The sequence below is a fragment of the Pseudochryseolinea flava genome (genome assembly GCF_003286915.1).
GTDB classification, from domain to species: domain Bacteria; phylum Bacteroidota; class Bacteroidia; order Cytophagales; family Cyclobacteriaceae; genus Ohtaekwangia; species Ohtaekwangia flava.
The window spans coordinates 137,799-160,795 of record NZ_QMFY01000006.1 but is presented as its reverse complement, the minus strand read 5'-3'; the positions used below and the strand labels follow the sequence as shown (position 1 = coordinate 160,795).

Below are 22,997 nucleotides of genomic sequence, written 5' to 3'. Positions count from 1 at the left end.
AAAGGATTGATATCACAAAGATTCGCTTCCTCGTTGTCAACCAATTTTCCCGCGATCAGCAAAATACTCCACCGCCTCATCGACGATCATGTCTTTCAGTTGAATCTTTGTCTTCAACGTTATCCCTTCGAGTGTTTTGCAGCGGCTTAATGCGACATACAGTTGCCCATGCGCAAAAGCACCTTTTCCTAAATCGATAATGATGTTGTCAAACGTTAGACCTTGACTTTTATGAATCGTAATTGCCCATGCATGGCGAATTGGGTATTGCGTATACGTACCATGCACTTCAAAACTGATCGCATTCGTTTCGCGATCCCATTTATAAGTTTTATTTTCCCACGTCACGGGATCGACTTTATGAATTTTTCCATCGGCGAATTTCACATAAACTTCTTCGGGTGTTACGCTTGCAACTTTCCCAATACTACCATTCACCCACCTCCCTTGAAGATCATTTTTGATCATCATTACCTGCGCGCCCTCTTTTAGATTCAGCAACGTATTCGACGGATAAAGACGTTCGTGAAATATCCCTTCCGTTTTACTTTTATACAAGACGCTTGGTGATTTCAGCTCGACAAGTTTCAACAAATTAACTTGATCAGCGATGGCGTTTACCGATGTCAGCACAATTGAAAAGTCTTCTTGCTTATCACGTGTCGGTAGATACCGCTTGTTAAGTTCATCAAGATCGTCTTGCGTTGCAGCGCCTTTACGAACACGATTCAACAAATAAATAAAATCTTCATCGTGCTGGCGATAAATCTTTTTTAACTCTAACACTTTAGGACGTGCCGCTCGAAATGATTCCGCACTAAAAAAATATTGACTCGCATATTCATCAAAGTCTCCGCCTTGATAATCTTGTTGCTGTACCACGGGCGACAACTGAAAAACATCGCCGATAAAGATCACTTGCTTTCCACCGAATGGCAAGTCTATCCCCATGTTCAATCGAAGTGATTGATCGATGGCATCCAGTAAGTCGACACGCACCATCGACACTTCGTCAATGATCAGTACATCCATCTTTTTTACAATGCGCATTCGTGGATGCCCTTTCTTCCATGCATAGATCTCTGGATCGTTTCGCATCATCGTACGCAGTGGAAACCCAAAAAAAGAGTGGATGGTGTTACCGCCTACTTGCAAAGCTGCCAATCCTGTGGGTGCGAGTACAACATATTTCTTGACTGTTGTCTTCCGAAAATAATTCAGGAGTGTAGACTTACCAGTTCCGGCTCTTCCGGTCAAGAACAAACTTTCATTTGTATACTCCATGATATGATAGGCCATAGCCAAATCATCCTCCAGCTTGAAATCCGGCGGAATAACGATAGCGTCTTTGTCTGTTACTGGTTTTAAAGGCATCGCAGAAGAATACAAAAATGCACAAAACCTTTGACTCTAGGAATAACGAACTAGGCGAATCGACGCTTGCTATCGTACGCCAAACCAAGCGCTACACTAGAAAGTTTGTTCTCATCTGAAATGGTTGCGTGGGTAAACAGCGCTTTGAAAACCTTTTGGATCAAGGGCACTTCTGTTGATCCTCCCGTTAGAATTACAAGATTGATTGCTGAAGCACCAATATTCGCCGAACGCAGACATTCGTTCGCAGCATCAACAATTTTCTGAACATCTTCTTGGATGGCGTTCTCAAACTGATCGCGCGTGACATCGATGAAAAAGTGTGGATCTAAAAAACCGAACGTTGCCCGGTGTTCTACATGTGGCGTCAGTGCTACTTTAGTATCTTCTGCCGCGGCTAGTAGTGTGTGTCCCGATTCACTTTCCAATATGCGAAGCAATCTACCAAATCTTTTTTTATCGTGTGACTGATGTAGCAACTCACGCGTCTGAGACAACGTTTTGATGTTGTATATAAAGTTTACACGGCTCCACTCCGACAGATCATGATAAGGCTTTAAGGGTACTTCCAATTTTTTGTCGCCATAGGTACTACCATAACCGATCTCTGGCAAAATTGTCGTTAAGCTTATCTTCTTGTCGAAATCATTTCCACCGATACGCACACCTGTATTTGCTAAAATATCTGACGCACGATTCACCTTTCCGATATAATTATTGGAGAGCTTGATAATGGTGAAGTCAGATGTACCACCGCCAAGATCAACAACGATGGCTAACTTCTCTCCTACAATCTTCACCTCATGTGCAAACGCAGCAGCAATCGGTTCGTACTGAAATTCGACAAATTTAAAGCCTATCGTTTTTGCAATCGCTGCTAGTTCATGCTGCGCTTGTTCATCACCCTGTGGATCATTATCGATAAAATGAACAGGGCGCCCCATCACTACATGATCGACCTCTATCCCCGCAGCGTGATCTGTTTTTTGCTTGATATTTTCCAAGAAAGATCCGATGATCTTCTCGAACTTGATCACCTTGCCGTTCACCATCGTGCCTTGCTTCATGAGACTTGTGCCGAGTACGCGTTTTAGGCTTCGCATCAAGCGGCCTTCTTGTTTATCAAAAAAACGGCGCATAGCTTCTCTCCCGAATACTGGAACAAATTCTCGTTTGGGATAAAACACCGCGCTAGGAATCGTAACATGATCGCCCTCGACAGGCAAAAGTTTTACATCCGTCGTCGCCAGCGCTACTCCCGAATTAGAAGTACCGAAATCTATACCACACGTAACCATTTTTTGCAGATCAAGCTGCAAGAGTAATAAAAGTTTAGGAGAAATGTGAATTTGAAATCAAGGCTTCTTTCCAACGCCGAACAACGATTCGAAATAAATCATCTTCCCGGCAACGGTAATAACAGGCTCCTCTTCCTTCATTACTTTCACAGCGCAAAATCCTGCATCCGTTAACGCACATTCTAGTTCGTAGGCATCGTACAACTTAAAACCATACTGCACCATGGGAAGATTTTGCATACTGGCTTTCGAGCGAATACCAACAACGAGTTTGGCACCAGGTTTCATGACTCTCAAAATTTCACCAAGCTCGTCGACAGCATGATGCCAAAAGTAAATTGTGTTAACCGTAAATACTTTATCGAAAGAATTATCTACGAAAGGTAAGTGCGCGGCATCGCCGAGATGAAAAGATGCTTGCGACGTGTCTACTCTTTTTGCATTCAATTTTGTTGCCGCTTCAACCATCGACTCAGAGAAGTCGCAGCCTGTATACAAGGCTTGGCGCGTGCGCACAATCTCTTCGCAAAAAAATCCATTGGCCATCCCTATCTCCAACACCTTCTCCCCCGGCTCAATGTTCAAAATGTCAATCGATCGCCGATTCACATACACATTATTTTCGTTCATCTTGGAAGTGACTTCCATTCCCATCTCACCTTCGGGACGGCGTAACTGGGCCGCGAGTAGTTCGTAATCCATAAGTTCGTGTTAACGTAAATGCCTTGAAAATCGCTGCCTATAAAGTAGCAACGACGCAAAATAATTGGCTGCTTGGCTATCAACATTGGAAAAATGCGACATTCTAAACTGGCCGAAGGTGAATTCCCATCTTTACACAGTCAGGCTTTACGCATTTGACGCATTTCCATTATCTTATACACCAAACCGAATCGATTTGACACGAGCCAACCTAAAAGCGTTTATTCGTATTAAGAAAGATTCTCCATCACGTGCGGAATACAAGCGCCTGATGCTTACCGCCTATCTTTCGGTAACGTGCATGGCCGTGGCGCTGGCTTATGCGACGTTAGACCTGCTAAACCAAGTCTACTATGCTATTCCTGCGTACGTCGTGCTGCTATGCACCCCCATGCTGTCGCTGTGGCTCTTACGGCAACAGAAATATAAATTGGCGAAGGTGGCCCTTATGGTTGCATCCAATTTAGTGGTGTTTTGGGTGGCCATCACCGATCCCTTTGAAACCGGCGCTTTCATGTTTTTTATCCCAGTCGGCATTGGCTCATTTGCGATGCTAGCCTTTGAAGATCATTTAACAGGATTCGTGTTAGCGGCATTCACGTCAGCACTTTTTCTACTGGCATTTTTCGGCGACATACACCCGACAGCCATCACACGGCCAACTGAATTCTATATTAAAATCAGCTTTATCATTAATTACTTCATATCACTCACCATCGCGTTGCTTGCACTTTATTTCTTGATCAACTTAAACAAAGCCTCAGAACTTGAACTAATTCAAAAAGAAGATTTTGCTAATCAGAAAAATGCGGAATTGCAAAAGGTGAATGATGAGCTTGATCGGTTTGTGTACAGTGTATCGCATGATTTGCGATCACCCTTAAGTTCCATTCTTGGATTAACAAACCTCGCGCGTAAAACAAATGATCGTGAAGAACTGCTTCAAATTCTGATGATGATTCAGGGGCGCGTGAATGCGCAGGATGACTTTATCAAAGAGATTATTGACTATTCTCGGAACGCGCGGACTGAAACGGCGAACGAACCGATCAAAGTTGGCACACTGGTTCGTGAGACCATCGAAGCACTTCGCTTCAATCACAACGCCGATAAAATTCAGTTCAAACAGTTGATCAACGACGACGTTATTATCTTTTCAGACCGCATTCGTCTTACCATTATTCTCAACAACCTCATTGCAAATTCCATCAAGTATCACGACTTCAGCAAACCTATCCCGACGATAGAGATTGGTTATCGTTCAGCGCAAAATGCAATTTATGTAACCGACAATGGCATTGGTATTGCGACGATATATCAGGACAAGATCTTCAATATGTTTTTTAGAGGATCAGATCGCTCTACAGGGAGTGGGCTAGGATTATTTATTACGCGTGAGGTTGTCGAGAAATTAGGCGGTTCCATCATCCTTGAATCCACCGAAGGTAAAGGCAGCACCTTCACCGTCTTCCTTCCCATAGCTGAACATACAGTGCAAGCCAATTCGTAGTGATGCAAAAACTCAGGGTAAAAAACGGGTATGTCCATGAAGATTTCACATAATTAAATACTATTGTAGACCGTTGTTTTAAACTTGTAAATTGAAAAGGACAATAAAAGGGATTTATCAGGCGGGTGAGTCCCTTCTATTAGCGCAATCACATTCTTCACGTTGCGTTAAATTTCTTCGGCCCATCTTATAACACTGATTTATCCATCATACATGTCGATTAAAACACGATTAAAAATTGTGTTCGCGGGAACTTTTATTGTCATCAAATGTTTTCAAAAGCTTTAATAAAAAGCTGCCATTGCGCTCGTCGAAACAAACTTACCGTACACCTCCGAAATACTACAACTCGAAAAAAATTTTGGGGTATTAAGCGGGTTGACACGTGGATTTTATAAATAAAGTACTACTATTGTATACCCGTTGTCAAATTTTAAATTGGGGTTCCGTAAAAGGAAAAATAAAAAGGGATGTTATCAGGCGGATAAGATCCCTTTTGTTCTTTTAGACTGTTCATTACGTCAATTCATCGGTTAAAACCAGTCGCCTGTCTCCAAAAAATTGTCATTTCCTCCGCGCGTACCTTCCTTTCAATCCAGCGAACACGAAACACGACTACAGTAGCATAGACTCGTCATGCGCAAATAAAGTTTTGCTTAGATTTTCCGGCTTTGCCTTTAAGTTGAAAATAGGTTGCATAACCCCCACATCGTTTCGGCTACATTGCCAACATTCACCGTGATGATTCATAGCACATAGCCATACCGTTGTATCAAGAAGCGTACAGCAGAGTTGCGGCAGTACGAGCGGCAGGGCATTTCATTTTACGCGTTCCATGCAAACAACTTTACAATTTGTATGAAACAAATAACGAACAGACGAACCCTCCTCGCTAGCTTAATATTGACGATTATATCTTTTTCCGCACAAGCACAAACCGATGAAAAGGTGTGGAGTTTCGGGCCAGAAGTGGGTATGAACCTTTCAAAATTCGGTGACGATGGCAGCTCATCTGATTATCGCACAGGAATACTTCTGGGTGTTGGCTTGACTTACTCCATCCAAAATACTTACGGCGTAACGACGAAAGTATTGTATTCACAAAAGGGCGCAGAAGTCGACGACAAAAAGACTTCGCTCAAGTATATCGAAGTACCAATCACGGGACGATTCTTTTTAAACAAGGATGGCAAATGCCGCCCTAATCTTTTCGTGGGCCCCTCGTTCAGTTTCCTCACCGGTGCAGCTGAAAAGATCGGTGATGCGGACGCTGAAGAAGTAAAAGATTACAGTGACTTCTTTAATACATTTGACTTCGGCGTTACGGGTGGTATCGGATTGAACTGGCTCATTGCAGATGAAACGCATCTCATTATTGATGGACGTTATACGCACGGACTTACCGATGTCTCGAAGTCGAACGCGACAATCAATAATCAAGCATTTACATTATCCGCGGGCGTGACTTTTGGATTGTAGATAATAACCGAGTCAAAAAAAACGAGGCCCAAATCGAAGCCTCGTTTTTTTTGTTTCAGATTAGATCTGAATTATAATTTGATGGTGATACCAAATTTACCACCAGAGAAAGAACCGCCACCCAATTCAAGGTTAACGCCGAAACGATCGTTGAAGTAATAACGACCACCAACTTGAGCTGCTAGACCGAGGCCAGAACCTTCATCACCAAGGTAATCATCACCTCCAGTATTCCAAATGTAGTAGCCAAGTGTTAAGCCTGCATAGAAATCCCATTCCCTTGGAATGTCCAATACTGTATTAAAATGGTAGTTACCGTTTGCTGCGATACCAATGATGCTGTGTCTGTAACGCGCGCGAAACTGCCCGTAACCATATCTTTCGCGATATGATCTATATGACAATTCACCACCTACAGAAATATCTTGGTGAACACCGTAGTCAAACCCTGCATAAATAGGTACGCCCCATGAAGAGAAACCTAAGCCAGCGTTGAATTGAGCTCTTCCTTTGTCGAGTGCGTATTGTCCGTATGACACCTGCGCTACAACAAGGAGAAAACCTACAAGAAGTAATTTTTTCATTCTATTATTTTTTTTCATACGCCCACAATTTGGCTTTAGGCATCGCCCCGTTTTTAAAGTGATTGCTGGACTTCACTTAAATTTCCGCAAGTATAGTTTTTTATTGAAAAAAATCAATGCCCTGGCAGATACTCTTACCTTCCAATGGACGTAACATTCGGCTATCGAAGTCTGTCTTCACGAACCTCACGTTCACTTTCTCCAAATGATTACCACTCTACAAACCACCGGTATGGCTGAGTCTAATTGTAAAAAAACGACAAATGTTCTGAAATGTTTACACTTTCTACCATCATGTTCATGGGGGTGGTGCATTCATTTCTTAAGAAATTACTGAATGATTCGCAATGGCTATTGCCCTTCTTTTGCGTCACGAGCCCGCGCTTGTTCCGCGGTACTTTCCTTTGATTCGCGAACCTTTTGCGGTGATGACGTCTGAACTTTAGCGGTATCATAAGAAGTAAAAGCACTAGCCTGCTTCTCTTTACCCTTTGTGGAGGGTGTTTTACGCTTATGATCATTTGGATTTTCAGGTTGCGTTTTCATGGCTTTTTTCGGATATCCTAAAAAAAGCTGCCACCAGTAAACAACCGCAACAGCCATTCGGCCGTCATGTAACGGCAATTATCGATTGGAATTGCCGTATCACCTCAAATGCAGTAGCAACCGTCTAATACTTCAATACGACATTAAACGTTGGGGCTCATTTTGTATCTAAGAATCGTAACAAAAACAAAACACTATGAAAAAGAGCTTCGTATTCGGAATATGTGTGATGATGTGTACCATGGTTTTTGCACAACATCAGGGGAGTTATCATCGTCACGATAAAGTTGCCCTGATTGATAAAATGAAAACTGAACTTACCTTGAGTGAGGAACAGTACGCATCGATCAAGTCCATCAACGAAAAGTATCATGCAAAGCGTGTCGCCGTAAGGAAAGATTCTGCAATCGCCAAAGAAGAAAAGTCGAAAACACTAAAGTCGTTGCAAGAATCTAGAAGAAAAGAAATGAACACCGTACTCACACCTGCACAAAGTGAGAAATGGAAAACATTGCAGCAGCAACAAAAACAACAACGACGTGCGGATAGACAAAAAGAAAAAGCAGAACGCGCTGCCAAGTTGAAAGAAACGCTTTCACTAACCGATGATCAATTGCAAAAAATGGAAGCTGTGAACAAAACATTTCACAGCAAGGTAAAAGCATCTCGGAAAGAAGGCCAATATAGAGAAGTGTACAAGGAAACCATGAAGAAACAACGCGATGAACATCAAAACGAAATCAAAACAATTTTGACGCCGGCGCAATTTGAAAAGTATCAAGCCTTAAAAAAAGAGAATCGTGAACATCGGAAAGCGCATAAAAAGAAATAGGCATATACATTTCTATTTCTCGAAAGCATTTACACGAACCTGGGTTTACTCTCAGGTTTTCTTTTTGCCGGATCTTTGCGACAGCAGGCAACAAAATGTATCTGCTTTCCGGATTTTTGTATAAGTATTAGATTAAGCCACCACGATAGTTTTGTGTCATTGATAATCAACAAGACAAATGACAAAGACTATTTTCATCACAGGTGCTTCCAAGGGTTTTGGTAAAATCTGGACCACCGCATTTCTTAACGCTGGTTATAACGTAGCGGCTACCGCACGTAACGTAGAGACTTTAGACGATCTCAAGAAAGAATTCGGAAGTAAGATACTCCCGATAAAACTCGACGTGAACGATCGAGAGCAGTGCTTCAAAGCCGTTCAAACAGCGAGCGCGCATTTTGGGAGTATTGATATTGTAATCAACAATGCTGGCTTCGGGCTTTTCGGCACGATTGAAGAAACAACAGAAAAAGAAGCACGCGATCAGATTGAGACAAATGTTTTCGGATTGCTATGGGTTACTCAAGCGGTAATGCCGATCATGCGCAAGCAACAGCATGGCCATATCATTCAAATTTCAAGTGTGTTAGGAATGGTGACATTACCCGTACTCGGCATTTATAATGCTTCGAAGTGGGCTGTTGAAGGACTAAGTGAAACCCTAGCTGCAGAAGTCGCAGGCTTTGGAATTAAGGTCACACTTGTTGAGCCTAATGGGTTTGCAACGGAATGGGCTAGCGCATCGGCACTGCACGCTCAACCCATGAAAGAGTACGACAATGTAAGAGCATCGTTTAACGAAGGATTAACCGACGACATCTTCGGTGTTCCCGAGGCAACAACAGAAGCCATGTTAAAACTTGTGCGCAGTGAAAATCCACCGCTAAGACTTTTTCTTGGAAAAATGGCGCTTCCTTGGGTAACGCAAGTTTATGCTGACAGATTAAAAACTTGGGAAAGCTGGAAAGAAGTAGCAGAAAAAGCCCACGGAAAATAAATTATTTCAGCAGCTTCTTGGTTATAGGCTCATAAACGATTTCCGGAGATCTTCCGGAATCGTTTCCTAACTTTTTATTATGATACATTTCAAGACACTAAGTGACATGCACCGCAGTAATGGCTATCCCGGTCCGGAAAATCCATTGCTTAGTCTTCTCCGCTGCAATCAAACATGCACTTTCGGCAATACAGAATATACCAGTGACTTTTACATGATAGGATTCAAGAAACTGATTGCCGGTCAGATTATGTATGGTCGTACCAAGTATGATCACGATAGTGGATCGATGTCATTTTTTAAGCCACGGCAAGTGATTGAAATGCGTAATGTCGAGTTAGAGGAAAGTGGCTTTGCCATTTACATGCACGAAGATTATCTCAATGGCCATCCACTGCACAGCGAGATCAAAAAGTACTCGTTCTTTGAATATGAATCTAATGAAGCACTGCATCTTTCTCCAAAAGAAGAAATGATCATTTGGGATCTCTATCAAAAAATTGAAATCGAATACAATAACAATCCCGACGAATATAGTCGAGACATTATCCTTGCGCACATCGATTCAATCCTGAAATACGCGCAACGATTCTATAAAAGACAGTTTATCAACAGAACAAGTTTATCAGGAAAGGTCGTCTCGAAGTTCAATGAAAAGCTAGCGCTATATTTTAATAATGGGTATTTACAAGAAAAAGGACTGCCAACCGTTAAGTTCATGGCATCAGAACTGAACATGTCATCTCGTTATTTAAGTGATCTATTAAAACAGGAAACGGGTAAGACGGCCATTGAACTCATCCACATCTTCCTTATATCCGAGGCCAAAAATATGTTGATTGAAGCAGAGCAAAGTGTTTCAGAAATTGCTTACGCACTCGGCTTTGATAATCTTCCTTACTTCTCACGTTTATTTAAGAAAGAAACCGGCGTTAGTCCAAATCAATTTAAAAAACAACTTGTGGCTTAATTACAAATCAGATCTTCGTCAAAGCAAGATTCCTTTTGATATCTTTTTTTAAGCACTAATGTGGTGACCAAATGTAATCTATGTTTTTTTCATTCCGTGCGTAGGGGTTTATTCGATCAGCGTTGTCTGATATCAAAACCTTAACGAAAAATGAAATTAAAATTGTTTGTACTCGCCATTGGTTGTGTACTATTCTCGGCGGCATATGCCCAAAAAATTCAACAAACGGTTCGCGGAACAATCGTCGATCAAGACAGTCAAGTGCCCATTGTTGGTGCGTCTGTTATGGTTATCAATTCAAATCCATTGATCGGCGCATTAACCGATGAAAATGGAAACTTTCGACTCAGCAACGTTCCCATTGGACGTGTTACTTTAAAAGTAAGTTTCATTGGATATGAAGATCGCATCGTTCCTAATATTCTCATTGGCTCGGCAAAAGAAGTTATTCAAAACATAACGTTAGTGGAATCAGTGAGTAAACTCGATGAAGTCGTAGTTCTTGGTGACCAAGAGAAAGGTGAAATACTCAATGAGATGGCTGTTGTAAGTGCGCGCACATTCTCTGTTGAAGAAACGCAAAGATTCGCAGGTTCCTTCGATGATCCCGCTCGTATGGCTGCAGGTTTCGCTGGTGTCAATGGAAATGCAGAAGGGAACAATGACATCATCGTTCGCGGTAACTCATCACGCGGCATCCTCTGGAGACTTGAAGGAATTGCAATTCCCAATCCAAACCACTTTGCTGGCGAAGGAACCACAGGTGGTCCAATCAACGCACTCAACAGTCACATGCTTGCAAACTCCGATTTCTTTACCGGCGCATTTGCACCCGAATACGGTGATGCTACTTCCGGTGTTTTTGATATGAAATTAAAAAACGGAAATAATGAGCAACGAGAATACTCCGCGTCGATCAGCACGCTTGGTCTGGACATGTCGGCAGAAGGTCCGTTCAAAAAAGGTTACAACGGTTCATACTTGGTGAACTACCGATATTCTTCATTAGACTTACTTGATCGCGCGGGTGTTGTTGACTTTGGTGGGGTGCCGCGCTATCAAGACCTATCGTTTAAAATTGCGCTACCCGCTGGCGGAAAACATAACTTCTCAATCTTCGGTCTCGGTGGTGTTAGTAGCATCGACGAAGAGGATAAAGATGAAGAAGATGAAAACACCATTATCTCAAAAGCGAATGTAACAAATCGATTGGGTATTGCAGGAATAACGCACACTTATCAATTGAATGATAATATTTACATCAGAAGTGCGTTGGCAGGAACGGGAACATCATTTGAATTTGACGAACAGATTCCGACAGTAGATCAAGTATTCAATACTACCTCAATCGGAAAGTTTACAAAGTCATCGCTCATTGGAACAACGGCGTTCAACTATAAGCTCAATGCTAAACACAAAATTGAAACGGGCGTGATATTCACACGCAACAGTTTTAATATGAAATCAGACGATTGGAATTACGACGAAGACCAACTCATAAATGAACTCGATGAAGATGGAAGTTCTACGATGTTTCAGGCTTATGCGAGTTGGAAATATCGCGCAACAGAAAAGATGACATTCATCAGTGGACTTCACTACCTTCACTTCGCATTGAACGATAACTATTCTGTTGAACCAAGAGTGGCTATGCACTGGCAATTCAAAGAACGCCAGGCATTCACCGTAGGATTCGGATTACACAGTAAACTCGATGGCGTTGCTACCTATTTGGCTAAACAGTTCAACGAGGATGGGACATTTTCACAACCCAATAAAAATTTAGGAATCGGAAAATCAGCGCACTTTGTAGTAGGCTATGACAACCAAATTGGCGAGCGTACGCATTTGAAAGTCGAGACATACTATCAACACCTATTTGACGTGCCTGTTGAAAATTCATTCAGTAGTGCATTCTCATTACTCAATGAAACCGATGGGTACACAACACGTGCGTTGGTGAATGATGGCAAAGGCAAAAATTACGGTGTTGAATTTACACTTGAACGTTACTTGCACGACGGATTTTACTATATGTCAACATTGTCGTTGTTCCGTTCATTATACACTGCTAAAGATGGGATTGAACGCAAGTCTGCATTCGACAATAATTATGTTGCAAATCTCATTGGAGGGAAAGAATTCCGAATGGGAAATCCCAATAAGAACCGTGTATTCTTCGCTAATACCAAAATTGTTCTTATCGGCGGGAAACGTTTCTCTCCCATTGACCTCGAAGCATCAAGAGAACGCGGGGAAGAAGTTCGAAATGACGCCGAACCTTTCACTGCAAAAAGCAATGATATATTCCGTTTAGATCTTGCCATTGGAATAAGGAGAAATCGCGCGAGAACTACAACCGAACTTAAGTTTGACGTGCAGAATATTTTAAACAACCAAGTGGTCGTGAATGAATACTATGTCCCTGCGACACAAGGGATTGACAAAGGGCGACAACTCGGATTACTTCCAACCATTAGCTACAAAATCAGTTTCTAACACGATTGCATGCATGGCCCCAACGAAAGAGACACGGTCTAGAATCGTGTCTCTTCTTTTTTTGTATCAAAGAATTGGATCATCTACAGTATAACCAATCAACACGAAGGTTTAGATATATTCTGAATTTGCTCCCGACAAAATACCATTATCTCCCTACAGTAACCAACATGAATGCCCAACCTGCAATGTAGTAATGACGTATAAACAAGACATGTCGCTGGAACTAAAAGACAAAAAAGATAAGTTACGCACAATCAGAATCCATCGTTTACGTTTACATTTGCACCCTTAGCATGGCTCGGAGAATAGTTTACAGTGGGAAGAATAATCAGGACGACTCATTAGTTGTAGGTAATCATGGTCCTGTTCAAATCGTTATCAAAGGTGATTTCTATATTAATGGACTTGTCTATTGTCCGAAACATCGCTTACAAATTTACATCAAAGGAAATGGACGACTAGCGCTGCGTGGTATCTGTAAGAAGATAGATATTATCCGCGTGAACGGCAATTGCGTGATCGATCTTGAAGCGCTGAAACTTTCAGAGCTCGAACTAGAGGAACTTAAAGGACATACCGAACTTATTATCGGTAACATTAAGCAAATCCGAAAAGGTAACATTGACGAAGAAGTTCTTTCTATTAATAGCAGCAATAAAGTGCACTATACGGCAGCATCGGAAACGATCATTTCAACATCGGCTCTTTAAACTAACAATGTCATTCATCACCTCTGCTAGATCAAAACGCCTGATCGACGCGTTGCAAAAACGAATTTGCTTCATCGGTAAAATATATTGAAGCGTTCGGGCGTACCTATGCACAGCCTTTCGTATTCTCTCTTTACTAACGTACAACAAACGAGCACTGCGAACTTCCCTAGCAAAGGTCGCTTCATTCCTTAGTACTTAGGCCCTAAGCACGCACATCAGGGTCTAAAAAAGCCGTGTACACTTGCGCAAGTAAACACTTGCATGTATATTAGCAAGCAAATACTTGCATATCATGGAAAGCAGAAGAGATGTGTTTCAAGCAATCGCTGATCCGACACGTCGTGAAATCATTGCGCTTATCGCGACAAAATCACTAAATGTAAATGCAATAGCCGAACAGTTTGACATGACTAGACAAGCTGTTTCACTCCATATTAAAATTCTAGAGGAATGCGGCTTGATCATGCTCAAACAACATGGTAGGGAGCGACACTGTGAAGCACAATTAGAAAAGCTCAGCGAAGTTTCCGCATGGATAGAGCAATTCAAACAACATTTTGAACAAAAACTAGACTCATTGGAAAAGTACTTGACAAAACTGCAAAAGCAACGAAAGCATGGAAACAAAAAATGATACCTCTAATCGCGAAATAAAAATTTCCAGGATACTGAATGCGCCTATCGATCTTGTTTGGGAAGTATGGACGAATCCCGATCACATTAAAAATTGGTGGGGACCAAATGGATTTACCAATACCATTTCCAAAATGGATATGACGGAGAATGGCGAATGGGATTTAGTCATGCATGGCCCTGATGGAACGAATTATAAAAACAAAAGCGTTTTTAAAGAAGTAATCAAACACAAGCGCATCGTATATCAACATGTGAGTGCTCCAAAATTTACAACCACTATTACGTTCGAAGCCCAAGGCAACAAAACTCATTTGACCTGGCACATGTTGTTCGAAAGCCGTGAAGTTTTCATTCAAACTGTGAAAACGTTCAAGGCCGATGAAGGATTAAAACAGAACATCGAAAAGCTATCGTTATACCTCACCAAGATGACTGCAACGCAATGAGACGATTCGCTACCATTCTATTTACGCTACTCACCTTCGCGAACTGTAGCCAACCACAAAACAACGAAAACATCATGACTGACAATATCTCGAAAGAAAACACACTTGCCATGAAACATGGATACCAAGAAGTAAATGGAATTCGAATGTATTATGAAATTTACGGAACCGGTAAGCCATTAGTTCTTATTCATGGTGGCGGATCGACCATTCAGACTACTTTTGCAAACATCATCCCAACGCTGGCAAAAAAACATCTTATTATTGCCGTTGAATTGCAAGCACATGGACGCACTTCCGATCGCGACACGCCCCTTTCGTTTGAACAAGACGCTGATGATGTATCAACACTCCTTCAAAAGCTTAACATCGGAAGCGCTGATTTTATGGGATTTAGTAACGGAGGAAACACTGTCATGCAAATCGCATTACGAAATCCACGCGTAGTCGATCGCATGATTATTTGTTCTGCATTTTATAAACGCGACGGTATGTTTCCTGGATTTTGGGATTTCATGAAAAAAGGCACTTTCGCGGATATGCCAGCATCATTAAAACAAGCGTTTTTGGCCGTGACACCGGACTCTTCAAAGCTGCAAAACATGTACAACAAATGTGCACAACGTGTACTTAACTTCGAAGATTGGAGCGATGAACAATTAAAATCGATTAAGGCCAAAACCCTAATCATCAATGGAGACAAAGACGTTGCTACTACCGAGCACGTAACAACTATGCATCGACTCATTTCGAATTCGCAGCTATTGATTATTCCTGGTGGTCATGGTGAATACATGGGAGAAATTTCCTTTGACCCAAAAGTGGATAACATTTATGCATTCACGACGCTTATTGAAAAGTTTTTGACAGAATAACAATGTTGTCGCATTGCCAATTCGGATGTGCGCCTCTAACAACTATCGTATGCGTTTTTCTTTATACTTATTCTTGATCATCAACTGAAAGTATTTTCCAATAGATACACTCTTCATTTCATAGAATACATTTTCCTGGACGCCATAGTATTGCCAGATTTCACCTGAGCGAAATTCAATTTCTAAAGTCGCAGACTCAGGATCGTAACCAATACTGGTCGCCATCGACGAATCAACGGGACGTCTAACCATAATAAAACATTTCAGTTGAAGTAAATATACGTTACTGTTGCGTTCTGAGATCAATCCACTTTCAATCCCTCCACCGGATTTGCCTTTAATACCTTTTTTATTTGCGTCGATACAACAGCCAACAAAACGAAGACCAACAGTAACAGACCTATCAATGAACCTGAAATCCCCATCGGCATCGGATACGCAAAAAGCATATCGAGGTAAGCTTTTGTAAATAAATAACTCACTGGTGCGCCTATCACCAGGGCGATCATGGTCAACACCACATATTGATTTACAATTACCCAGGCAATATTCTTTATGTTGGCGCCCAATGTTTTTCGGATACTGAATTCGCGCGTACGTCCTGAAACATTAAGCCTCACTAAACCATATAGTCCTAAGCTTGCAAGCATTATGGCAATGGCTGCTATCACACCGTTGAATTGTTCCGATTTGTCAACACTATTAAAATAACTCCCCATCACGTCCTCCTGATAGCCACCCTGAAAAGGAATCTCAGGGTAGAGTTTCATCCAATGTGTTTGCAAAGCTTGATACATCTCCTTCTCAGATCCTTCCGCCACGCGCAGCGACAAATATCGAAATTCATTTTCATCCGCCAGTCTAAAAATGGTTGGTTCAATTGCTCGGAAGAAATCATTAGCATGGAAATCTTTCACTACACCTACAATCTCGTACTGAACGCTATCGAGTCCAAAGGTCACGCCTAACGGTTTCGGCAAATTCATATTCTTGACAAAAAGCTCATTCACAACCAACGCACGTTTATCGTTTTCAGAATTCTTTCTAAAATTTCTTCCTTCGACAACAGGAATCTTCAACGTCTCAAAATAATTTTCATCAACAACAAATTGCGTGACTTCGACATGTTGATTCATCTCAGTTTTCAGCACCGCGATCGCATTATCTTTCCCAACATGATGGCGTGAACCCGTTATACGCTCGACATCTTTATACGGTGTGATCGCAGCGTTCATTTTATCATACGCCGTCTTGTCTGGAACAGAAACGAACAACATATTGTCTTGTTGATATCCCCAACTTCTATCGTTTTGGAAATCATTATTTTGAACAAAAACTACTGCGGCGGTGATGGTAATACAGGCCAGTACCATTTGAATACACAGAAATATTTTAGTAAGTGGATTTTTTCTACCAAATCGGAGTGACCCTTTAAATATCTTAACAGCCTCAAATTTTGAGATATAGAGCACCGGATAAATCCCCGACACCATGCCCGTCACCAAAAGCAGCACCAACAGAAAAATCCAAATATTTTTATCGAGATACTGAAGCTCTAACTCCCAGCCTGTGAACTGCACAAACCAGGGCAGAAAAATAAAGGCGCACAAAATGAAACCAACAACGAGCGCAAAAAAAGTAACGACCACATTTTCCGTGAGAAACTGTACGATCACGCGCATTCTATTAGCACCAATTACTTTACGAACACCAATCTCCTTTAAGCGTTTCGACGCCGACACGATGGCTATGTTGATGTAGTTGAAACACGCTAGCATAATCATGAAGAGCGCAATGATAGGCATACCAATCCTTCCTTCAAGATTGTAGTCATGAAAAATAGCATCTCGGATATTCGCTGCACGCGCATGCATGGTTGTCAAAGGTTCGAATTTAAATGACGCTACCTGCCAATCAGGTTGCGCATCATTCTGTAGCGTTTTATATTTTGCCATCTGTGTTTCTATCGACGTGACGTCGGAAGCATGATGTAGCTGAACAAGTGTTGCGTTCGAAAATTCGCTCCAGTCATTCAAGTCGTAAGATGGATCAGCGATTTCTATATTTTTAAAATTCACCAAGAAATTAAATTCAAGGTCACGCGACTTCGGAAATGCATTCGCAACGCCCGCCACTACAAAAGCCTTCTTTACCTGATCGTTAAAGATCACGGTCATCTCCCGCCCTACTGGATTTTCATCACCGAAATATTTCACGGACATCGTCTCACTTAAGATTATGCTGTTCAAATCATTCAGCGAACTTGGCACGCCCCATTTTAAAGGAAATGTAAACATCTGTAAAAACGTCGGATCAACGTATCGAATCGATTCATGAAACACATTTTCTTCATACTTGATAACGACACTACGGTCTTCTAGCCGACACACGTGTTTAATTTGTTGAAAATCTTCTTTCATTAAATCACCTAGAGGGCGAGGTGCGAAACCATATTGCAACATCTCACCCTCGCGATCGGCAAAAAATGTTGCCAAGAAAATTTCATCCTTGTTAACATGAAATTGATCGATACGTTTATCGTATTCCATGAACGTATACACCAGCAAACAAATACCAATGGCTACAGCTAATCCAAATACATTGATAAAAGCCGTCAAAGGGTTTTTCACCAGACTTCTGAAAGAAGTTTTAAAATAATTTCTAAACATGGGTAATGGCGTTACAGATTGAGGGTTAAAATTTTTCAGCAACATGGGTCGCAGCAGCTTGAGTACTTGCCAAGAATAGCGCCAACGCGCGCGGTGTATAGTATAGCGTTCGATATCATCATGAAAGATTTCTTCCAGGTCGCCTTCGAGTTCCTCGATGTATTGCTCCTTCACAAAGAAGCGCATCACGCGAAGCGGCCATTGGGGTGGTTTACTGATTCTATTCATATCGCTTTCAGTGCGTGAGAAAGTTTCGGCATAGACTTCCAAAGGTCAGCACGGATTGCTTTGAGTTCCGCCAGCGTACGATGTGCGTAAGCTGTAATGGTGTAGATGCGTTTTCTTTTGCCGCCGCGTTTCTGAGTAGCCTCGCCAAACTCAGATGTCAAGAATCCTTTTTCTTCTAGCCGTTTCAATGCCGACTGAATAGAACCCACGCTCAAAGTTTCATCGAGACGTGTTTCAAGTTCGCGTTTGATCTCCACGCCATAAGCCTCCTCCCCCAGGGCGCCGACAACCAATAACACCAGTTCTTCAAATTCACCGAGTTTTGTCTTCTTCATGATATTATTCGCAATTGCAGTAAATATAGTATATTATTCGTAATTGCAGTTTATATATAATTATTTATCCAGGCTTTACAATCTGATGAAACTTAAATTTATACACTTCGTTTATTTGTTAGGATTCCTAACTATATTTGTTCACATCAAAACGACGTATTATGGAAAGAATTAAAGGTTACACCTATGGCCAAGCTATGTCTTCGCCAGTATCTCTAAACGACCTAGAGCTCCTCAAAACAACTGTATTATTTACCGACGATGATGTTCAACATCTGAAACTCGCGGGTGAGGTACTTCAAGACCAAACCGACGAAATTCTTGATTTATGGTATGGATTTGTCGGAAGCAATGCGCACTTGGTCCACTACTTCGGCAATGGTTCGGCCCCCAATGCTGAGTACCTCACGGCAGTTCGTGCTCGATTCAATCAGTGGATCCTTGACCTCTGCAAGAAACCTTATGATCAAACTTGGCTAAACTATCAGCATGAAATTGGGCTTCGTCACCACAGTATAAAAAAGAATAAAACCGACAACGTTGACAGCGTGCCCATCATACATTATCGTTACCTCGTCGCATTTATATTTCCAATAACAGCAACGATAAAAGGGTTTCTTGCAAAGAAAAATCACGACGCGCAAACCATTGAAAAAATGTATTCAGCGTGGTTCAAAGCAGTAACACTTACGGTTGTACTCTGGACGCATCCATACATTAAGGAGAATGAATTCTAGCGCGAGAAGATCCGCGCAATCAAAAATCTATATCAACAATTAAATTAGAATAATATGCAAGTCGCAGTATGGGATACTTATGTAACAAAACAAAATGGAACAATCATGAATTTCGACATCATCGTCCCTAAAGAGCAGAAAGATGAACAATTAATTCGTCAGTTTGGTCGTCAATACCTTGCGTCAAAATCATTGAGCACAAGTGATGTGGTTGTCAATCAGTGTGCGTTTTGCCATATAGAACAAGCCAGTGATAAGATGGTTAAGAGTATTCTGGAGACCGGTTATTTTATTCTTGAGCTACGCAACTGCAACTAGGCGTTGCAAACGCATTGTAGCTGAGTGATTCGGAAGTATCTTTAGGGAAAGATTGTGGGCATGAAGAAATCTTCTTTCAATTTAGATGAGCAAAATGAAAACATCGATAGCCGCATCGTGGTTGCGATGGAAAGAATTTCACAAGCATTTCGCGTGCTTCTTTGGAATGAGAGTAAGGAATATTCGTTGAGTCCGATCCAAATTCAGATTCTAATATTCTTACTCTTTCACTCAAAAGAAAAGGCAAAAGTCAGCTATCTCGCGAACGAGTTTAACATGACGAAGGCTACCATAAGCGATAGCATCAAAATTCTTTTAGAGAAAAAGCTCATCAGCAAAACCGACGATCCCAACGACACGCGAAGCTACAGTGTTACATTAACGGCTGCAGGAAAAAAAATTGCAGAGAAGAGCTCCAATTTCTCCTCTGCAATTGAAAAGCCCCTCGGTACAATGTCAGAAAATGAAAAACATATAACCTTAAAAGTCCTGCTAACGTTGATTGAACACCTAAATAAATCAGGGATCATCACCGTACAACGTATGTGCGCAACGTGTTCGCTGTATTCAAATGAAAATGGAATCCACTATTGTAAACTTCTCCGAGCAAGGTTATTGGAAAGCGAATTGCGTTTAGATTGTCCAGAACATGTAGCATTGAAATAATTTCTACAGCATTTACATTACGTTGCGCTGGGTACATCCTCGAGTCTGTAAAATATTTTCAGCCCACGCTCCGTCGCAATGCGCACATCATTGTCGGCGCCTTTCGATTCCCCTGGTATTCGCAGCACTGCATCGCACTTTTCCAACAGCTTATGTGCTACAGGGTATTGTATTTCGTTCCACGCATCATCGCCAACTTTTGTTGAGCCCGCTTTTTTAATTAACGGTAGGGCTATCCATTCGCCAATTAAAGGAAGATGTCCTAAACGAAATAACGGAAGGGCTACTGCTTCCAACGCTTCCAAATTTTTCTTCATTAATTCAGGATTGTCGTTAGTGCCGCCGCGATACGGACCCGCAATGAGTATTACCATAAGTGTTTTATTTATTTGAACCCAAAACTATGCGATCACCCGCAGACAAAAATTAATGTACATTAATAAACGCTATTTGTGACGAAGTCTGCTTCTTACTACACTCAAGAACTCTGGCGTAATACCAAGATAAGAGGCAATGTGTTTGTTGGTGACTTTGGAAGCAATACCTGGGTACTTTTGCAAGAAATTGAGATAGCGTTCTTCTGCTGGTTGCGAAAAAGTTTGCAACACCCTGAGCTGCTCCCGAACGTATGCATTTTGCATCATGATACGCATCGCCCGTTCAAACTTCGGGATTCGCGTATAAAGCAACTCCAAATCTTCGTATCGCAGTTGCAAGATAGAGGTATCTTCGATGGCCGTTATGGAGATCATGGCAGGCTGTCGATTAACGAAGCAAGGCATATCGGTGATCCACCAATCGGCTATCGCAAACATGATGGTCACTTCTTTGTCGTTCTCGGTTGAGAAAAACGCCCGCAACGCACCATGCACAACATAGTTGAACGTATCGCAGGCTTGCCCAGCTTGTAACAGCACGTCACCACTGTCGAGTGTCTTAGCCTTAAGTCGGGAAAGAAAAAAAGAAGTTTCGTCTTCGGTCAGGGAAATATGCCTGGAGAGGTTGGCGATTATTTGTTCAGCGGCAGCGGTCATGCGGGATCTATACTTTCGTCAATTTAGGCACATCATGCCAATCGTTCTGCGTGTACACTTGTCATTTCACGCCGAAAACGGTAAAAGGATTCGCCATTTCCAATGAAGAAATTTTTTCGGTAGACCCGAATGACTATTTTTGCGGCTATTCAATAGCAGAAAGGTGCAATTTGCGCTAATTTCAAAGCTTTGGGAATGACTTCAGATTTTTATCGGAAAAATTCAGGAGCAAGTTGGATGGATTACGCTCAAGGTTGACAGATAACAGTGAACTGATAACTGATAACCGTTAACCAGCATGGCTCCGTATTTCAATGGATTAAATTTCATCCCGATAGCTATCGGGACGATTCTGAAGATGATATATAAACAACAAGACTGCCAGCAGGGCATCTACTTAATTAAATGGCTCCGTATTTCAATGGATAGAATTTCAGATTCCGATTCTGAAGATGCAGGTTCGATTCCTGCCGGGGCTACAAAAACAGCGTGAGTGTGAGCGCGAGAGCGATCGGATTCACGCTGTTTTTTTATTCGCTCTCACACGGAGAAAATGAAGGCAATCTTAAGTAGGGAGTTAAAGACCACTTTTCGGCAGATAGTGTCGGTTTGCTGTGGATCAAAGATGCATTGAGTAAAATTACTCAGTACGTTGAGTAATTTGTAAACCACTATCAATCTATTGATATTCACTAAGTTTGAACATGTATTCAATCCGTTTATTGGCTAATTATCAGGCCGTAACCTGATAAAACAATCCAAAATATCAGGTATTAGCCTTATGGACTGCTCATCTTCCGCATTGGACATCTTTAATCTTCAAAGTTTACCATGGTGGGCTTTTGAATTGAACCTCACCAAACGATGCCCGAAGAACTCAAACAATTTCGCTGAAAACTAGCCGATACCCTGCGCGGGAAAATGGATGCCGATGATTTCAGGGATTATATTCTTGGCTTTATCTTCTATAAGTATCTCAGCGAAAAAATGGAAGATCATGCCAACAAGATTCTTAAAGGTGACAATCTCACCTACTCCGATCTTAAGAAACACAAAGAGAAAAGACTCTACTTAAAAGAAGTGAAAGCCGATGCGCTAGATGCGCTCGGTTATTATCTAGAACCAGATGAGCTTTTCCGTGAACTCGCAGAGCGAGGCAATGGCGAAGGCAAAGCAAAATTCATTCTCGATGACCTCACCAAAATTCTCAATCACATTGAGCAGAGCACTATGGGTACGCCCAGTGAGGAGGAATTTAGTAATCTATTCGAAGACCTCGACCTCACCAGTAGCAAGCTGGGTAAGTCTGAATCCGCGAAGAACGAATTGATTGTTAAAATCATCAATCAGCTCAACGATATAGATTTTGATCTGCACAACACCGAGCGCGATGTGCTGGGCGAGAGTAAGCAATGTTCTCCTTGACCGCTTGTTAGTATCCTCAATTCGTTTTTGTACCATGAAAACCATGCTCTTGAACCTATTGCCAAGATGGTAGCGCGATGTCGCAAAATGCCCGGAAATTGTCGCAGACTAACGCTGCAAT

Annotated in this window: 23 protein-coding genes, 1 tRNA gene and 1 pseudogene; 15 read left to right on the top strand and 10 right to left on the bottom strand. The window is 41.7% G+C overall.

Annotated features, from left to right (window positions below; translation table 11 throughout):
- Positions 1-36: 36 nt before the first annotated feature.
- From DQQ10_RS13480 to DQQ10_RS13470, 3 genes are read right to left on the bottom strand one after another with little or no spacing between them, the layout of a single operon-like run.
- A complete protein-coding gene (locus DQQ10_RS13480) occupies positions 37-1,374 on the bottom strand; it encodes an ATP-dependent DNA helicase (protein ID WP_221409730.1) in 1,338 nt (445 codons plus the stop codon).
- A gap of 50 nt (positions 1,375-1,424) precedes the next feature.
- Positions 1,425-2,693 (bottom strand): Hsp70 family protein, encoded by a 1,269-nt coding sequence (locus DQQ10_RS13475; protein ID WP_317047940.1) that lies wholly within the window; start codon positions 2,691-2,693, stop codon positions 1,425-1,427.
- A 36-nt stretch (positions 2,694-2,729) separates the two neighbouring features.
- On the bottom strand, positions 2,730-3,374 hold the full coding sequence (locus DQQ10_RS13470) for a class I SAM-dependent methyltransferase (RefSeq protein WP_112747401.1): 645 nt from the start codon (positions 3,372-3,374) through the stop codon (positions 2,730-2,732).
- Between the two features lie 196 nt (positions 3,375-3,570).
- Between DQQ10_RS13470 and DQQ10_RS13465 the strand changes: the two genes are divergently transcribed.
- Both DQQ10_RS13465 and DQQ10_RS13460 read left to right on the top strand, forming a co-directional pair.
- Positions 3,571-4,884 carry a sensor histidine kinase gene (locus tag DQQ10_RS13465; RefSeq protein ID WP_133259643.1) on the top strand — a complete coding sequence of 438 codons (1,314 nt, stop codon included), beginning with the start codon at positions 3,571-3,573 and terminating at the stop codon, positions 4,882-4,884.
- Positions 4,885-5,742: 858 nt separating this feature from the next.
- Entirely contained in the window at positions 5,743-6,363 is a 621-nt protein-coding gene (locus DQQ10_RS13460) for a porin family protein (protein ID WP_112747399.1), read from the top strand.
- Positions 6,364-6,434: 71 nt separating this feature from the next.
- Here the strand turns inward: DQQ10_RS13460 and DQQ10_RS13455 are convergent, their stop codons facing one another.
- Positions 6,435-6,947 (bottom strand): porin family protein, encoded by a 513-nt coding sequence (locus tag DQQ10_RS13455; RefSeq protein WP_112747567.1) that lies wholly within the window; start codon positions 6,945-6,947, stop codon positions 6,435-6,437.
- 351 nt (positions 6,948-7,298) lie between these two features.
- On the bottom strand, positions 7,299-7,493 hold the full coding sequence (locus DQQ10_RS13450; protein ID WP_133259642.1) for a hypothetical protein: 195 nt from the start codon (positions 7,491-7,493) through the stop codon (positions 7,299-7,301).
- A gap of 196 nt (positions 7,494-7,689) precedes the next feature.
- On the opposite strand from DQQ10_RS13450, the gene DQQ10_RS13445 reads away from it, so the two are divergent.
- The 8 genes from DQQ10_RS13445 (at position 7,690) to DQQ10_RS13410 (ending at position 15,464) form a co-directional block, all read left to right on the top strand.
- Positions 7,690-8,325 carry a hypothetical protein gene (locus DQQ10_RS13445; protein ID WP_112747397.1) on the top strand — a complete coding sequence of 212 codons (636 nt, stop codon included), beginning with the start codon at positions 7,690-7,692 and terminating at the stop codon, positions 8,323-8,325.
- Positions 8,326-8,503: 178 nt separating this feature from the next.
- The gene (locus DQQ10_RS13440) at positions 8,504-9,322 is read left to right on the top strand and encodes an SDR family NAD(P)-dependent oxidoreductase (RefSeq protein WP_112747396.1); all 819 of its coding nucleotides are present in this window, start codon (positions 8,504-8,506) and stop codon (positions 9,320-9,322) included.
- A gap of 79 nt (positions 9,323-9,401) precedes the next feature.
- Positions 9,402-10,292 carry a helix-turn-helix domain-containing protein gene (locus DQQ10_RS13435; RefSeq protein WP_112747395.1) on the top strand — a complete coding sequence of 297 codons (891 nt, stop codon included), beginning with the start codon at positions 9,402-9,404 and terminating at the stop codon, positions 10,290-10,292.
- Positions 10,293-10,442: 150 nt separating this feature from the next.
- On the top strand, positions 10,443-12,791 hold the full coding sequence (locus tag DQQ10_RS13430) for a TonB-dependent receptor (protein ID WP_112747394.1): 2,349 nt from the start codon (positions 10,443-10,445) through the stop codon (positions 12,789-12,791).
- Positions 12,792-13,087: 296 nt separating this feature from the next.
- Positions 13,088-13,504: a hypothetical protein gene (locus tag DQQ10_RS13425; RefSeq protein ID WP_112747393.1), complete on the top strand. Its 417-nt coding sequence runs from the start codon at positions 13,088-13,090 to the stop codon at positions 13,502-13,504.
- A gap of 295 nt (positions 13,505-13,799) precedes the next feature.
- Positions 13,800-14,141 (top strand): ArsR/SmtB family transcription factor, encoded by a 342-nt coding sequence (locus DQQ10_RS13420; protein ID WP_112747392.1) that lies wholly within the window; start codon positions 13,800-13,802, stop codon positions 14,139-14,141.
- On the top strand, positions 14,125-14,589 hold the full coding sequence (locus DQQ10_RS13415) for an SRPBCC family protein (RefSeq protein WP_112747391.1): 465 nt from the start codon (positions 14,125-14,127) through the stop codon (positions 14,587-14,589). Before DQQ10_RS13420 ends, DQQ10_RS13415 begins: the two co-directional genes overlap by 17 nt.
- Complete coding sequence (locus tag DQQ10_RS13410) at positions 14,586-15,464, top strand: alpha/beta fold hydrolase (RefSeq protein ID WP_221409729.1); 879 nt, start codon at positions 14,586-14,588, stop codon at positions 15,462-15,464. The genes DQQ10_RS13415 and DQQ10_RS13410 overlap by 4 nt, the downstream gene beginning before the upstream one ends.
- A gap of 42 nt (positions 15,465-15,506) precedes the next feature.
- On the opposite strand, the gene DQQ10_RS13405 is transcribed toward DQQ10_RS13410, so the two are convergent.
- Genes DQQ10_RS13405 through DQQ10_RS13395 form a run of 3 tightly spaced genes read right to left on the bottom strand, consistent with a single transcriptional unit; the run spans position 15,507 to position 18,696 of the window.
- On the bottom strand, positions 15,507-15,716 hold the full coding sequence (locus DQQ10_RS13405) for a KTSC domain-containing protein (protein ID WP_112747390.1): 210 nt from the start codon (positions 15,714-15,716) through the stop codon (positions 15,507-15,509).
- Between the two features lie 50 nt (positions 15,717-15,766).
- A complete protein-coding gene (locus tag DQQ10_RS13400; RefSeq protein WP_112747389.1) occupies positions 15,767-18,361 on the bottom strand; it encodes an FtsX-like permease family protein in 2,595 nt (864 codons plus the stop codon).
- The gene (locus DQQ10_RS13395) at positions 18,358-18,696 is read right to left on the bottom strand and encodes a PadR family transcriptional regulator (RefSeq protein ID WP_112747388.1); all 339 of its coding nucleotides are present in this window, start codon (positions 18,694-18,696) and stop codon (positions 18,358-18,360) included. Before DQQ10_RS13395 ends, DQQ10_RS13400 begins: the two co-directional genes overlap by 4 nt.
- 161 nt (positions 18,697-18,857) lie before the next feature.
- Between DQQ10_RS13395 and DQQ10_RS13390 the strand changes: the two genes are divergently transcribed.
- The 3 genes from DQQ10_RS13390 to DQQ10_RS13380 are packed head-to-tail and all read left to right on the top strand — an operon-like array spanning position 18,858 to position 20,417.
- Positions 18,858-19,433, top strand: a complete 576-nt coding sequence (locus DQQ10_RS13390) for a protoglobin domain-containing protein (RefSeq protein WP_112747387.1) — start codon at positions 18,858-18,860, stop codon at positions 19,431-19,433.
- A gap of 54 nt (positions 19,434-19,487) precedes the next feature.
- A complete protein-coding gene (locus DQQ10_RS13385) occupies positions 19,488-19,751 on the top strand; it encodes a DUF2024 family protein (RefSeq protein ID WP_112747386.1) in 264 nt (87 codons plus the stop codon).
- A 60-nt stretch (positions 19,752-19,811) separates the two neighbouring features.
- Entirely contained in the window at positions 19,812-20,417 is a 606-nt protein-coding gene (locus DQQ10_RS13380) for a MarR family winged helix-turn-helix transcriptional regulator (RefSeq protein ID WP_112747385.1), read from the top strand.
- Between the two features lie 17 nt (positions 20,418-20,434).
- On the opposite strand, the gene DQQ10_RS13375 is transcribed toward DQQ10_RS13380, so the two are convergent.
- Both DQQ10_RS13375 and DQQ10_RS13370 read right to left on the bottom strand, forming a co-directional pair.
- Positions 20,435-20,791: a DUF4406 domain-containing protein gene (locus tag DQQ10_RS13375; RefSeq protein ID WP_112747384.1), complete on the bottom strand. Its 357-nt coding sequence runs from the start codon at positions 20,789-20,791 to the stop codon at positions 20,435-20,437.
- A 72-nt stretch (positions 20,792-20,863) separates the two neighbouring features.
- Entirely contained in the window at positions 20,864-21,451 is a 588-nt protein-coding gene (locus tag DQQ10_RS13370) for a Crp/Fnr family transcriptional regulator (RefSeq protein WP_112747383.1), read from the bottom strand.
- A 407-nt stretch (positions 21,452-21,858) separates the two neighbouring features.
- On the opposite strand from DQQ10_RS13370, the gene DQQ10_RS13365 reads away from it, so the two are divergent.
- Both DQQ10_RS13365 and DQQ10_RS13360 read left to right on the top strand, forming a co-directional pair.
- A tRNA-Arg gene (locus DQQ10_RS13365) sits at positions 21,859-21,930 on the top strand.
- A 427-nt stretch (positions 21,931-22,357) separates the two neighbouring features.
- Positions 22,358-22,876, top strand: a pseudogene (locus DQQ10_RS13360) (type I restriction-modification system subunit M N-terminal domain-containing protein); the annotation flags it as partial.
- Positions 22,877-22,997 lie beyond the last annotated feature (121 nt).